We start from the raw sequence: 11,292 nt of genomic DNA, 5'->3' as shown, positions 1-11,292 counted from the left end.
CGCGCTACATGCGCGGAGTACCCATGTGTTGAGAGGGGCTCCGCGGTATCGCTGCAAGGACATAAGTACCGCTGCCGTTTTCGGATCCAGCGGCCGTAACATCCGGCCACTGAAGGTCGAAGAGCACCGTGGAACAGGAGGCATTTTCATGAAGAATGTTATTACTGCCGCCGTACGCGTCGCGGCCGCTGGAGTTTCGGGTCTGGCTTTCGTCGCTATTGCCGGTTACGGGACTGCCCAAGCGGCGCCGCAGGATTGCGTCGTCGAGCGCGATCTTTTCGGTGCGTCGGCGACTTGCCGACCCGACGGAGGAAGCAACTACGTCTTGCATGTCGACTGCTTCGGCCTCTACGCCAGCGGGCCGTTCCCGCAGTACGGCGTCGGCTCCTACCAAGCGCTGAGCTACCCCTTCACGCCGACCGGCCAGCGCATCACCACGGGATGCACGGGAACGGGTCCCGGTGTGGTCGCGGTGGCGACCAACGCTTATGTCGAGATTTATCGCGGCTAGGGCCGGTGTCGAAGTGCGGGCTCGGTGACTTCGAACTGCGTGTGGCATACCCACACTTTTGACTTCGACGCCTAAGGTCTGACTCGGTCCGCCCATCCGGGGCAGCTGAGTGGAGGGATTCGAAGATGAAGCTCGAGAAAATCACCGCTGCCGTTTTCCTGGCCATCTCGGCCGTGGGCATAGCCGCGGCCACCGCCCATGCGGAACCGGTCGTTATGGAGCAGCCGCCCGCGGTGATTGCGGGGGACGCGACTTCCGGTTCGGATCATGGCATCAACTACCAGCACATCGGCGCGGATGACCTCACCCTGACATCGACCCCGACGGATATCGCGCAACTGGAGGACATCAGCTCCTACGACCGACTCAAGGAGCAGATCAACAAGAACCTTCCCGGCGTAGTCGGCGGCGCCATCGTGGGCGGCCTCCTCGGTGCCTGTATGCCCCTGATCTGGGGCGTCAGCATCCCCGTGGGTGTGCTGATCGGAGGAACCGTCGGCGGATACGCCGCGGGCGGCCCGGAATTCCTCGACGCCGTCCAGGCGTTCATCGCCAACCAGGGCAGGTGAGATAGCGGCCGACTGGACCAGCTATGGGCCTCGGCAGTGTCAGGTAGTCCGGTGACGAGGGCGTTGCCGCCGGCTTTGGCAACGCCGGTGGTGATGGTGGTGCGGGGTTCGTTGGTTCAGCATCGGGTGCAGTACCGGGCCGCCGCACCGCAACGGCGAGTGGTAGATTCGTGGTCGGTCCGGCGCGCCCGCTTCTGACGTGGGCTAGGAACCCGTCGCCGACCGAATCAGGATTCCTGGTCGCGAAGCATGCGACCACCCCGGTGCCGGGTCTTGCCGGCGAACCGTCTCCGAATCACCACCAGCAGATCGGTCTGTCTGGCGTGTGCCGGACCGGCCGAGGGAGGACCAGTCTCCGATGACCACTTCGATCCGCGCCACCGGCACCGAACGAGAACTGCTCGAGACCATGCTCGACCAGGCACGCGCCGATCTCATCGATACGGTGCGCGGCCTGTCCGAAACCGACGCCAGGAGCCGGCTCGTACCTTCGCTGACAACGCCGATAGCCCTGATCAAACACGCCGCGTTCGCCGAGCGGATGTGGTTCCAGCGCACGCTCGGACGACTCACCGACGACGACTGTGACGGCCCGCTGTGGGCACACGGAGGGTTCGAGGTGGGCGATGACGAGACGGTGACCGAGGTGATCGCGGAGTTCGAACGCGCAAGCGCCCGAGCCAGGTCTATCGCAGCGCGGATCCCCCTGGACGAGACCCGCGAGCATCCACACAAGGGAGTCGTCGTCAGCCTTCGCTGGATCTATATGTTCATGACCGCCGAGTTCGCCCGGCACGCCGGCCACGGAGACATCCTGCGCGAACAGATCGAGGCCCGATGATCGACCTGGCTCCCGTGGATGGCCCGCCGGTTCAAAGCCGAAATATCCGGCCGACCGCGTCGGTCACATCAGCTTCGGTCATCGCGGTGCCCATCTCGATAGCGGGCAAATGCAGGCGGGTGGTCTCGTTGCGAATGCGGTCGGTGAACAACCGGTCGCGGTCGAGCAGATTCTGCGCGGCACGCTGCGGGTGACTTGTCCTGCCGGGGATGTCCCAGCCGCGCCGGTCGAATGCGGCCCGGCGGAACTCGGGTGTCGGCAGCAGCCACACGCCGTGCTCGACGGTCGTGAGCAGGGGCGCGACCAATCGTGGCAGCAGGCGGAACCCCTCGGCGATGACACCGGTTTCGGCAGACATACCCAGCAGGTCCTCGACTATGAACCCGAAACCCTCACCGTCGAACCAGTGGAACGTCTCCAGCATCGTCTCAGGTGATCGGTTCACCCAGCGTTCGTCCATATCCATCGCTAGAAAGCGGCTGAGCAATGGCGCGTCATCGGAGGTGCTGCGGGCCGCGTGGTCGCGCATCGCCTCATCGGTCGAATACACCCGCAGCCCGTGCCGCGTCGCGAGATCGCGTGCGATCGTCGTCTTGCCTGCGCCGCTGCCCCCACCGATCCACCGGACGTGGCGTAGCCGCTCACGCAATACGGTCGCGGGGACGGATCGGATGTCCATCAGACCGAGTATTACAGCAACCGAATCGGCTCCTATCGGCATCCGCACAACTATCCGTCCAGGTGCCCGCCGATCCCCGGAAGTCGCCCCGTGTTGCCGAGTTCCCGGCGTTCGCAGGTACACGATCCGGCTGCACCGATGAGTTTCGGGGGTATCCGCCGTCGATGTCTGTAAGGACATGATCATGGACCTTCCCGAGGGGTGGGTGCCAGATGATCTCGCAAAGCGGAGAGGAATTCAGGCATGACGAGACCGTTTCGGTTCGGGGTCGTTGCCCCGCTCAGGACTGACGTGCCGACGTGGCGAGACCGCGTGCGCCGCATCGCCGACAGCGGCTACTCGACGTTGCTGGTGCCCGACTTCCCGCAGACGCAACCGGCGCCAGGCCCGATGCTGGCCACCGTCGCGGCCCTGACCGACCTGCGCGTGGGCACGTGGGTGTACGCCTCTCCGCTCCGCCCGGCCTGGCTGACGGCGTGGGAAGCGCACTCGCTGTCGCTGCTGACCGACGGTCGCTTCGAGATGGGCATCGGCACGGGCAGGCCGGGAATCGAGGACGAGCTCCGCGACAAGGGACAGCCCGCCGTACCGCCGCCGAACGAGCGGCTGGCACAGATCCGTGAGACCGTCAGGAGGCTGCGAGATCTCGACGGCCCCGACCGTCACACGCCCGTAGCGATGGCCGTATACGGTCCGAAGGCCCGGGCGTTGGCGGCCGAGGTCGCGGACACCGTCACCTTCGTGCTGGGGGATCAGCCTCGGGGCGAAGTCGAGCGTCTGGCACGCGAGTTCCGTGCCATCGGGGATGCCGAACTGGCGCTCGCCGTTCCGGTTATCGGTGACACCGTCGCGCCGCACATGGCGCCCCCCGACACCGACCCCGCCGCGTGGCGTGCGGCGGACGCACTGACCGTACTTCCGGACGATCCGGCGGCCGCCGCCGAGGAGATCCAGCGCCGACGGGAGGAGATCGGCTTCTCCTATTTCGTCTTCGGCGCCGACTTCGCCGAGAGATTCGCTCCGGTCGTCGCCGAACTCAGCGGACGTTAGCGGGGCGGCTGAGGCCGTCGAGCCGACGACGAAGTGTGGCGTGGCGGCAGCGCCGATACCAGCGGCGGGCTGCCCCGCCTCCACCAGTGGAGGCTGGACCTGACTCATGGCACGGTCGTCGAGGAGCAGATCGACGACGTGGCCGTGGAATACCCCCGAGTCGCCGACACCGCGATCGGGCGCGCGCACCGCTTCGGATACGTGACCAGCTTCTCCCTCGATGCCCGACCGCCGCATTCCCGCATCTATCGCTACGACTTCACCCGCGGCGTCACCCGCCATACCCACCAGCTGCCCGACAACCACACCTGTGGCGAGGCCGTCTTCGTCCCCCGCCACGCCACCACCGGTGAAAACGACGGATACCTGCTCACCTTCGCCCACGACCGCGCCCGTGGAACCAGCTACCTGCTGATCCTCGACGCAACCGACCTCGCCGCCGCACCGGTCGCCGAAATCCATCTGCCCGTGCGAGTCCCCAACGGCTTCCACGGGACCTGGATACCCACATCCAAGACAGTGGTGTAGCACGGGAGTCTCGAAAAAAATCTTCACGAACGGCGATGAGTTTTCGGACGGTGCTCCGTCCTATCTGTTGAACGCGCTACCAACCCGGCGCGACCGACCAGAGGACCGGAAATGACCAGTGCCAACCCCACCGCCAACTTCACCGCCGACGTCACCGACCGTCCCGGCAAGGCCCGCAACCGCGTCCTGTGGACCCTGCAGATCCTGCTCGGCCTGTTCTTCATCATCGCCTCCGGCGGGCCGAAGCTCGTGATACCGAACACCTTGACGGACAATGCCCCCGAGAATCTGACCATCCCCCTCGGACTGCTCATCTTCATCGGAGTCGTGGAGGTCGCGGGCGGTATCGGCCTTATGGTGCCACGGCTCAGTGCCCTGGCCGCCGCGGGTCTGTCCGTTCTTACCGTGCTGGCCGCCGGGACGCAGGCTTTCATCGCCGACAAGCCCGCGATGGCGATCTTCCCGTTGGTACTCGCCGCGATCTTCGCCTGGATCGCCTACGAGCGCCGCGCCACCGTCACCGATCTGCGTAACGCGCTCTCGCGATGACGAACCCATAAGCACGACCGGCGATCGGGGCCCAACCACCGATCGCCGATCGTGCGTTTCGCATCGATCGCCCGTCGGGTTGGCGGCGATCGATCCAGCGGCCACCTGGTTCGCGGCGGCCCGGCCTGGGCGCCGCACCAGGTGGCAGTGCATGGCATCGCCGCCGACGAGCACGCCGAGCGCAGCCGTGGGTTCGATCGAGATCGGTTGTATCTGGGATGCGCGCGGTTCAGAGGACTCCGATATAGGCCATCACCACCAAGACGAAGGCCGTGGTGCCGGTGAACCCGATGCCGCCGTCGCGGATCGTGTCGGTGACGTGGCCCCCTCCGAAATGGGTGAGCAGGGCGTTGACCATGCCGGTGATGATGCCGAGCAGTAGTGCGATGGTGATCAGCAGTGTCTTACGCAGGGTGGGATGCATGGCTGTGGTTCTCCTGGGGCTGGTTTCGAACTGGGTCGAGTTCCAGCACAGCCCGCACGGTGGTGTTCCAGCGAACCCCGTGAATCGTTAGAGTGCATGAATGCGCATGTCAGGGGTGGGCTTTCGGCTGATTACCTGTTCGCGAGTCGTGCCGAGCCGTCGCGACTCGCGCTTCTTCGGGCAGCGATGATGGCCGAGCAGGGTGCGCGGGAGGAATTCTTCACCGCCCTGGACGCGGCCCGGGCGGCGGCGCGATCACCATCGGCAAAGCGGCCGCTGTCAGTGCAGGCGATCGCCCGGGGAGCCGGGGTACCGGAATCGACGTTGCGTAGCTGGTTTCCCACCAACCCTGCCGTGCAACGCACGGTGCCACGCGACGACGACCAGCTGATCACGGTGGTGGAGTACTTCCTGCGCCGCGCCGGTCGCCTGGCCGATCGCGCGCATCTGGACCGTCGCACCCGGGAAGACTGGCTGGCTCGCCGCGACGCCGCCGCGGCCGTACCTGCCGATCCCCCGACGGCCGCTGTGGGGAGCACCCGGATGCCGGGATGGGCAGGGCTGGTAGAGCAACTCGACGAAGGGGATCTCCCCCGTGTGGAGGCATTGACCCCGTACCGGCTGGGTGCGACGCCGAACCGGTTCGGCGAACCCGAAGATGCCCATGACGGTCTCGCTGCACTCGATGAGTACGTTGCTCGTACCGCTCGCGACGTGGATACACGGGTCGCCACCGCCTTGGTCGAGCAACGGATCGTCGTCATCACCGGACCGTCGAAGGCCGGTAAGACCAGAACCCTGTTCGAAGCCGCACGTCGCATGCTGCCGCACGCTCGTGTGCTGGTTCCCCACCCCAATACGCTGCACCGCGTCCCCGAGCATCCACGGTTCACCACCAGTACGGAGGTGATCGTGGTCTGGCTGGAAAACCTGCAGGATTTCCTGACCGCCGAGCACCCCCTCACCCCCGCCCTGCTCGCCCATCTGAACGACCGCCCCGCCCGCACCGTGGTCGCCGCGACCCTTCGCAGCGAAGCCCTCGCCCGCCTCCGCGATGACAACGGCGGTGAACTGACTCGCGACATCAGGGCTGTCCTCGACCAGGCTTGCCGCATAGAACTGGCATCGACCAGCGAAGACCCCGCCGAGCAAGCCCAAGCGGCGGTTGCTTACCCGTCTCTCCCCCTCGACCGGCACGGGCTTGCCGAGGTCCTGGCTGGTGCTCCGGAACTTCTGCGTCGCTACGACGCCGCCCGCATCCTCGAACCTGTCCTCCGCACAGTCATCGAAGTCGCCGTCGACTGGAGTCGCATCGGACAACCTGATCCCGTCCCGGAAACCGTCCTCACCGAGCTGGCCCTGGCCCGTATCGATGGACAACGTGCCGACCTCGACATCACCGACGCTGACGTGAAAGCCGCGATTCAGACCGCCTGCACCCCCACCGAGCAGGTAGGAAGAGTCGCAGCATTGCAATCCGGCCGCAACCCGGATCGCTCCCGCACCTTCACAGCATTCGATTACCTCATCGCCGCCGACGACGGACAAAACCATCCACACCGCCCCATCCCGACAGATTTCTGGCACACCACCACCCAGCAGGCGCAACCCCACACCCTGAGAAGGGTCGGCTACCAGGCCTACCTGCGTGGAGAACTCGACATCGCCGAAACAATGTGGCGCCGAACCACTATCAACGACCCGCTCTCCATGACCAACCTCGGCCACCTAGTGGAGAGGCGGGGTGAACTCGCCGAAGCTGAAACGTGGTACCGCCGCGCTCTCGACGCCGACCCCGACTACACATACGCCATGGTCATGCTTGGCCACCTACTGAGCAAACGCGGTGATTTCGCTGAGTCTGAAACCTATTACCGCCGCGCCCTCGAAACCGACACCGGCACCGGCACCGATGTTCATCACGCATTTGTCATGGTCAGACTCGGTGGCCTGTTCAAGGGGCGGGGTGATCTTGCCGAGGCCGAAACGTGGTATCGCCGCGCAATCGACGCCGACCCCGACTACGCATACGCCATGAGCATGCTGGGCAACGCGCTCAAGGAGCGGGGTGATCTTGCCGAGGCCGAAACGTGGTATCGGCGCGCGATCGACGCTGATCCCGACTACGCGTACGCCATGTGCAGCTTCGGTGACCTGTTCAAGGAGCGGGGTGATCTTGCCGAGGCCGAAACGTGGTATCGGCGCGCGATCGACGCTGATCCCGACTACGCATACGCCATGGTCGAACTCGGTGACCTGTTCAAGGAGCGGGGTGATCTTGCCGAGGCCGAAACGTGGTATCGCCGCGCGATCGACGCTGACCCCGACTACATATTCGCTATGGAGAGCCTCGGTGACCTATTCGGGACACGGGGTGATTTCGCCGAGGCGGAAACCTGGTACCGCCGTGCGATCAACGCCGAACCCGACCATGCGTACGCCATGGTTAAACTCGGTGGCCTTTTCCAGGCGCGGGGTGATTTCGCCGAGGCCGAAGCCTGGTATCGCCGCGCCCTCAACACTGACACTGGCACCACGACCACCGAATACCATGCATACGCCATGGTCGAACTCGGTGACCTCTTCCAGGCAAGGGGCGATCTCGACGAAGCCGAAACCTGGTACCACCACGCGATCCACACCAGCGCCGACCATGCGTACATCGTGGACAAACTCGACCACTTGGTTGAGAAACGCGGGAAGCGCGACGACGCCGAAAGTTGAAGGTCAGGCAGCCGGAGAGTAAAAAATCGTTCAGTTCTCCGACGCACTGCTCAGACTACGGATTCAGGTGAGGAGTTGAGGCGCGTGGTCGCGCTTCGTGCACGGTCCGTCGTACAGTCGCTCGTTCGGCAACCGGCGTAAGCCGGTTGTGTCGCCTGGGATCACCTCGACGGAGTCGACGAACCTTCGCCGGTGCTGTTCTTGGAGGAACCACAACGCGGAGGTGAGGCAGGCGGCGAAGTCCAATCGGTGGTCGTCGATCACCACCGCTAGGCGCACGTCAGGCTGCTCCGGGTGCGGTGACGGTTGCTCTCGGGTGTGGTCGAGGGCCGGTTGGTGCTCGCGCGCCACGGTAGCGCGCCGACATCACGAGAGATGCCGCAGCTACCGCGATCGCCTCCGCCCGATCAACGATCTGGAAGATGGAGACCGGTCAACCGGTCCGCTTCAACCCGGTCCTGATCGAGCGACTGTGTCAGCTCTACAACGCCACTGAGAAGGAAACTCAGGTCGTCCTGGAGCTGGTCAAGGAAACGAAGGGTGCGAAAGGCTGGTGGCAGGCATTCGCCGAGGACACGATCCCGAAGGACTTCAACCTGTTCGTCGGTCTAGAGGATGCCGCCAACCGGATCACGTCGTACCAGACGACGTTCTTGCCGGGCCTGCTGCACACTGAAGAGTACAAGCGTGCGCTGATCTGGACGGAGTTCCCGAACAAGCCTGCCGAGGATGCCGAACGCATGTTGCAGGTCGGACTCAAACGCCAATCACGGCTCACCGACGAACGCAATCCCCTTACCTTTCATGTGTTTGTCGATGAGTCTGTGCTTCGACGCACGACAGGAAACACTGAAATCATGACTGCCCAACTCCGCCACTTGTTGGAGGTCGGGGAGTTGCCGAACGTATCGATCCGCGTCGTGCCGGCGACAGTTGGCGCGTACCGCGCTCTTCTGGTCGGCATATTCGTGCTGATGGAGTTTCCGCGCCACCCGACCGCAGATTTGACGGTGCCACCGGTGGTCTATGTGCAAGGTTTCCTGGGCGACTTGTACCTTGAGAGCGCAGACGAGATCCAGCAGTACCGTCAAGCCTGCGCAGAACTGGACCGTCTGGCGCTGGATGAGGCAGGCAGTCGAACCCTCATCTTCAAGATCGCGAAGGAGTATGACAGTGAGCGTTGACCTATCCAGTGCGAAGTGGTTCAAGAGTAGCCGCAGCAGCGGGGCGAAGGATTGTGTCGAGGTCGCGCACCTCGAAGGCGGCATGGTCGGCGTCCGCGACTCGAAGAACCCGACCGGCCCGGCGCTGGTGTTCACCCCCGGCGACTGGGACGCGTTCACCGCTGGCGTGAACGACGGCGAGTCCAAGCGCTCGTAGCAGTAGGGATCACCGCGGCCCGGCCCGCTGTCCTCGAAAGGACAGGGGCGGGCCGTTTTCTGCATCTGTATAGGTGCCGGTCCAGACTGACCGGCCCCTCTGCGTTCGAACCCGGGCCAGCGAACAGGCAGGTGCGGAGGCAAGATCAGGGAAGGAGACCTACCTCGTACGCCCAGCCAACGAAACTCTCGACCGTCGGGAGTCGCATGTGGGTAGCGAGCAGGTTTTCGTAGATCCGCTCGGCTGCCTCGGAGTCGATGTCGTCGAGGGTCTTGCAAGCTTCGGCGATGATCCACATCGACGTGACAAATCGCACGCCGCGCTGACGCGCTTGGGACCGGGCGTCGCGATCGTCGATCACGGCCACCATCTGCCGGTGGACGGCACACGCGAGCACAGCGCACTCACCGAGGTTCTTGCGTGGCCCGTCTCCCTTCATCGACGGCATGTCGACCTTGATTTGGAGTTGGGTATCCGCTTCCTCGAACGTCAGAACCCCGAGTTCGACCCAAGGAAGTTCCGTGATCGACGGGATGTCGTATCCGCGGTCGCGGCCCTCCTCCACCTCGCCGTTCACGGTGTCGGGGATCAGGATCAGTCCCTGCGGGGCGAGTCGGCGAAGGATGTCTTGGTGGCCGGCGCGGCAGAAGTGAGTGAAGGTCGAGGTATCCATCACCCAGCGGGGCCCCTCCGGTGTGGTCACAGGCTCGCGTAGTCGGCGGCCGTCTCCGCCCGCTGCGGCGGGAGATCGTCGTCGATGAGCCCACCACGCAACAGTTCCACTGCTCTCGCCGCAGTCATCCGCCGGTCGACGTATGCGTCGATGATCGCGGCGGTCATCCCGGGTGATACCGACGGCGCGCGCAGTTCGTCGGTATCACGGACGATCGCCAGCTTTGCGAACTCCCCGGGCACCGGGTTGCGTCGTTCCATGGAGCGGTACTCGTCATCGCTGATCAGATTCAGATTCCGCAGATGCAGGATCACTGACGACCATGACATCCGATACGTGCCGGCGACACGGATCGTTCGGTCACGCACCGAGTCCGTGAGATGGTCCTGCCACAGCATCGTGACACCCGCCCGGGGAGCGAGAAGGTACGCGGCAAACGAGTTGATCATCCGCTCGGCGTCGGCAGCGGCAGCATCGTAGGCGTCGCCGAACAGCCAGTGTCCGAGTTCGTGCGCCAGTGACATCCGGCGGCGCCCCGGCTTTGCGTCACCGTCGATCACCGCGGCTGCACACCCCCGTTCCACCTCCACGAGAGCGCCATCCGCCCCGCCACCGCCGAGCGGCAGCGAGCACGAGTACAGGCCGAATGTCTCGGCGGCGCGGGCGAGTTCGTACAACGGCTCAGAACCTACACCGAGGCGTTCCCGCACCTTGCCTGCGATGCTTTCGCAGTCGGCATGCGACTGCGGGGTCTGCCAGGTCGGGCGGTCGGCAATGGCCTTGATCACGCCCGTGGTCACCAGTGCAGCGACGTCACCGGAGAACACCTCCAGTGCGCGATCCAGCCGGGCGGTGGACTCGTGTGTCGGCCCTGCTTCGGAGCGGCGGCTGACCACGGCGGGCAGCGGGTCGCGCACGAACCACGACAGCGGGGTGTCGAGCGCCGCGGCCAAGTCCACAAGTTCGACCGCGGACACCTTGCGCTCGCCCTTCTCAATCCTCCCGAGCGCAGTGCGCTCGATGCCGACGCGGTTCGCGAGATGGTCCTGTGTGAGGTCAAGGCTCTTCCTCGCGGCTGCGATCCGCTCACCGAGCACCTTCCCGTCCATATGTGGGATTTTCCCACATGCAGCTGTGGACTGCCAGAACCGGATCCTGCTCATAAGGGCTCGACGCCGTGGCCGGGTCGGTTGTCGACGAGGTCGTTGCCGTCGCCGGTGCGGGGCTGAGTTCGACCGGCAGGTGTCGGTGCGTTCGAGGACCTCGGCCGGTCCCCATCGCTTTCGTCGCACGTCGTCTACCTGCACAAACGCGGAAAACCTGGGATCGGTAGGGCGCGGATCGTTCCTACCTTTTTCTCATCG

At 64.9% G+C, this 11,292-nt stretch carries 13 protein-coding genes; 9 read left to right on the top strand and 4 right to left on the bottom strand.

The window, feature by feature from the left end:
• The first annotated feature begins 148 nt into the window (after nt 1–148).
• The 3 genes from QMG86_RS30660 to QMG86_RS30650 all read left to right on the top strand — a co-directional run bounded on the left by QMG86_RS30660 (nt 149) and on the right by QMG86_RS30650 (nt 1,921).
• Nucleotides 149–511, top strand: a complete 363-nt coding sequence (locus QMG86_RS30660) for a hypothetical protein (protein WP_281876333.1) — start codon at nt 149–151, stop codon at nt 509–511.
• Between the two features lie 125 nt (nt 512–636).
• On the top strand, nt 637–1,080 hold the full coding sequence (locus QMG86_RS30655) for a hypothetical protein (RefSeq protein ID WP_281876332.1): 444 nt from the start codon (nt 637–639) through the stop codon (nt 1,078–1,080).
• 358 nt (nt 1,081–1,438) lie between these two features.
• Nucleotides 1,439–1,921, top strand: a complete 483-nt coding sequence (locus QMG86_RS30650; RefSeq protein WP_281876331.1) for a DinB family protein — start codon at nt 1,439–1,441, stop codon at nt 1,919–1,921.
• A 31-nt stretch (nt 1,922–1,952) separates the two neighbouring features.
• On the opposite strand, the gene QMG86_RS30645 is transcribed toward QMG86_RS30650, so the two are convergent.
• Entirely contained in the window at nt 1,953–2,600 is a 648-nt protein-coding gene (locus QMG86_RS30645) for an AAA family ATPase (RefSeq protein ID WP_281876330.1), read from the bottom strand.
• A gap of 291 nt (nt 2,601–2,891) precedes the next feature.
• Here QMG86_RS30645 and QMG86_RS30640 point away from each other — a divergent pair, with 291 nt between their 5' ends.
• The 3 genes from QMG86_RS30640 (at nt 2,892) to QMG86_RS30630 (ending at nt 4,727) form a co-directional block, all read left to right on the top strand.
• Entirely contained in the window at nt 2,892–3,650 is a 759-nt protein-coding gene (locus tag QMG86_RS30640; protein WP_281916302.1) for an LLM class flavin-dependent oxidoreductase, read from the top strand.
• A 33-nt stretch (nt 3,651–3,683) separates the two neighbouring features.
• Entirely contained in the window at nt 3,684–4,178 is a 495-nt protein-coding gene (locus tag QMG86_RS30635) for a carotenoid oxygenase family protein (RefSeq protein ID WP_281876328.1), read from the top strand.
• 111 nt (nt 4,179–4,289) lie between these two features.
• Entirely contained in the window at nt 4,290–4,727 is a 438-nt protein-coding gene (locus tag QMG86_RS30630; RefSeq protein WP_281876327.1) for a DoxX family protein, read from the top strand.
• Between the two features lie 229 nt (nt 4,728–4,956).
• On the opposite strand, the gene QMG86_RS30625 is transcribed toward QMG86_RS30630, so the two are convergent.
• Nucleotides 4,957–5,151: a hypothetical protein gene (locus tag QMG86_RS30625; RefSeq protein ID WP_281876326.1), complete on the bottom strand. Its 195-nt coding sequence runs from the start codon at nt 5,149–5,151 to the stop codon at nt 4,957–4,959.
• Nucleotides 5,152–5,247: 96 nt separating this feature from the next.
• Here QMG86_RS30625 and QMG86_RS30620 point away from each other — a divergent pair, with 96 nt between their 5' ends.
• The 3 genes from QMG86_RS30620 to QMG86_RS30610 all read left to right on the top strand — a co-directional run bounded on the left by QMG86_RS30620 (nt 5,248) and on the right by QMG86_RS30610 (nt 9,255).
• A complete protein-coding gene (locus QMG86_RS30620) occupies nt 5,248–7,875 on the top strand; it encodes a tetratricopeptide repeat protein (protein ID WP_281876325.1) in 2,628 nt (875 codons plus the stop codon).
• 365 nt (nt 7,876–8,240) lie between these two features.
• Nucleotides 8,241–9,059, top strand: a complete 819-nt coding sequence (locus tag QMG86_RS30615) for a DUF5753 domain-containing protein (RefSeq protein WP_350356420.1) — start codon at nt 8,241–8,243, stop codon at nt 9,057–9,059.
• Entirely contained in the window at nt 9,049–9,255 is a 207-nt protein-coding gene (locus QMG86_RS30610; RefSeq protein WP_281876323.1) for a DUF397 domain-containing protein, read from the top strand. Before QMG86_RS30615 ends, QMG86_RS30610 begins: the two co-directional genes overlap by 11 nt.
• Before the next feature lie 145 nt (nt 9,256–9,400).
• Here the strand turns inward: QMG86_RS30610 and QMG86_RS30605 are convergent, their stop codons facing one another.
• Together QMG86_RS30605 and QMG86_RS30600 are read right to left on the bottom strand one after the other, a co-directional pair.
• Complete coding sequence (locus tag QMG86_RS30605; protein ID WP_281876321.1) at nt 9,401–9,928, bottom strand: PIN domain-containing protein; 528 nt, start codon at nt 9,926–9,928, stop codon at nt 9,401–9,403.
• Nucleotides 9,929–9,954: 26 nt separating this feature from the next.
• Nucleotides 9,955–11,025 (bottom strand): helix-turn-helix domain-containing protein, encoded by a 1,071-nt coding sequence (locus tag QMG86_RS30600; RefSeq protein WP_281876320.1) that lies wholly within the window; start codon nt 11,023–11,025, stop codon nt 9,955–9,957.
• Between the last annotated feature and the right edge of the window lie 267 nt (nt 11,026–11,292).

The sequence above is a fragment of the Nocardia sputorum genome (assembly GCF_027924405.1).
Taxonomy (GTDB): Bacteria; Actinomycetota; Actinomycetes; order Mycobacteriales; family Mycobacteriaceae; genus Nocardia; species Nocardia sputorum.
Note: the sequence above shows the minus strand (reverse complement) of the source record. Positions and strands in the feature narration are given on the sequence as shown.

What these genes read in the sequence shown, in the direction of transcription:
- QMG86_RS30660 (WP_281876333.1), top strand. Translation starts at nt 149, where the DNA reads ATGAAGAATGTTATTACTGCCGCCGTACGCGTCGCGGCCGCTGGAGTT.
- QMG86_RS30655 (WP_281876332.1), top strand. Translation starts at nt 637, where the DNA reads ATGAAGCTCGAGAAAATCACCGCTGCCGTTTTCCTGGCCATCTCGGCC.
- QMG86_RS30650 (WP_281876331.1), top strand. Translation starts at nt 1,439, where the DNA reads ATGACCACTTCGATCCGCGCCACCGGCACCGAACGAGAACTGCTCGAG.
- QMG86_RS30645 (WP_281876330.1), bottom strand. Translation starts at nt 2,600, where the DNA reads ATGGACATCCGATCCGTCCCCGCGACCGTATTGCGTGAGCGGCTACGC.
- QMG86_RS30630 (WP_281876327.1), top strand. Translation starts at nt 4,290, where the DNA reads ATGACCAGTGCCAACCCCACCGCCAACTTCACCGCCGACGTCACCGAC.
- QMG86_RS30625 (WP_281876326.1), bottom strand. Translation starts at nt 5,151, where the DNA reads ATGCATCCCACCCTGCGTAAGACACTGCTGATCACCATCGCACTACTG.
- QMG86_RS30620 (WP_281876325.1), top strand. Translation starts at nt 5,248, where the DNA reads ATGAATGCGCATGTCAGGGGTGGGCTTTCGGCTGATTACCTGTTCGCG.
- QMG86_RS30605 (WP_281876321.1), bottom strand. Translation starts at nt 9,928, where the DNA reads ATGGATACCTCGACCTTCACTCACTTCTGCCGCGCCGGCCACCAAGAC.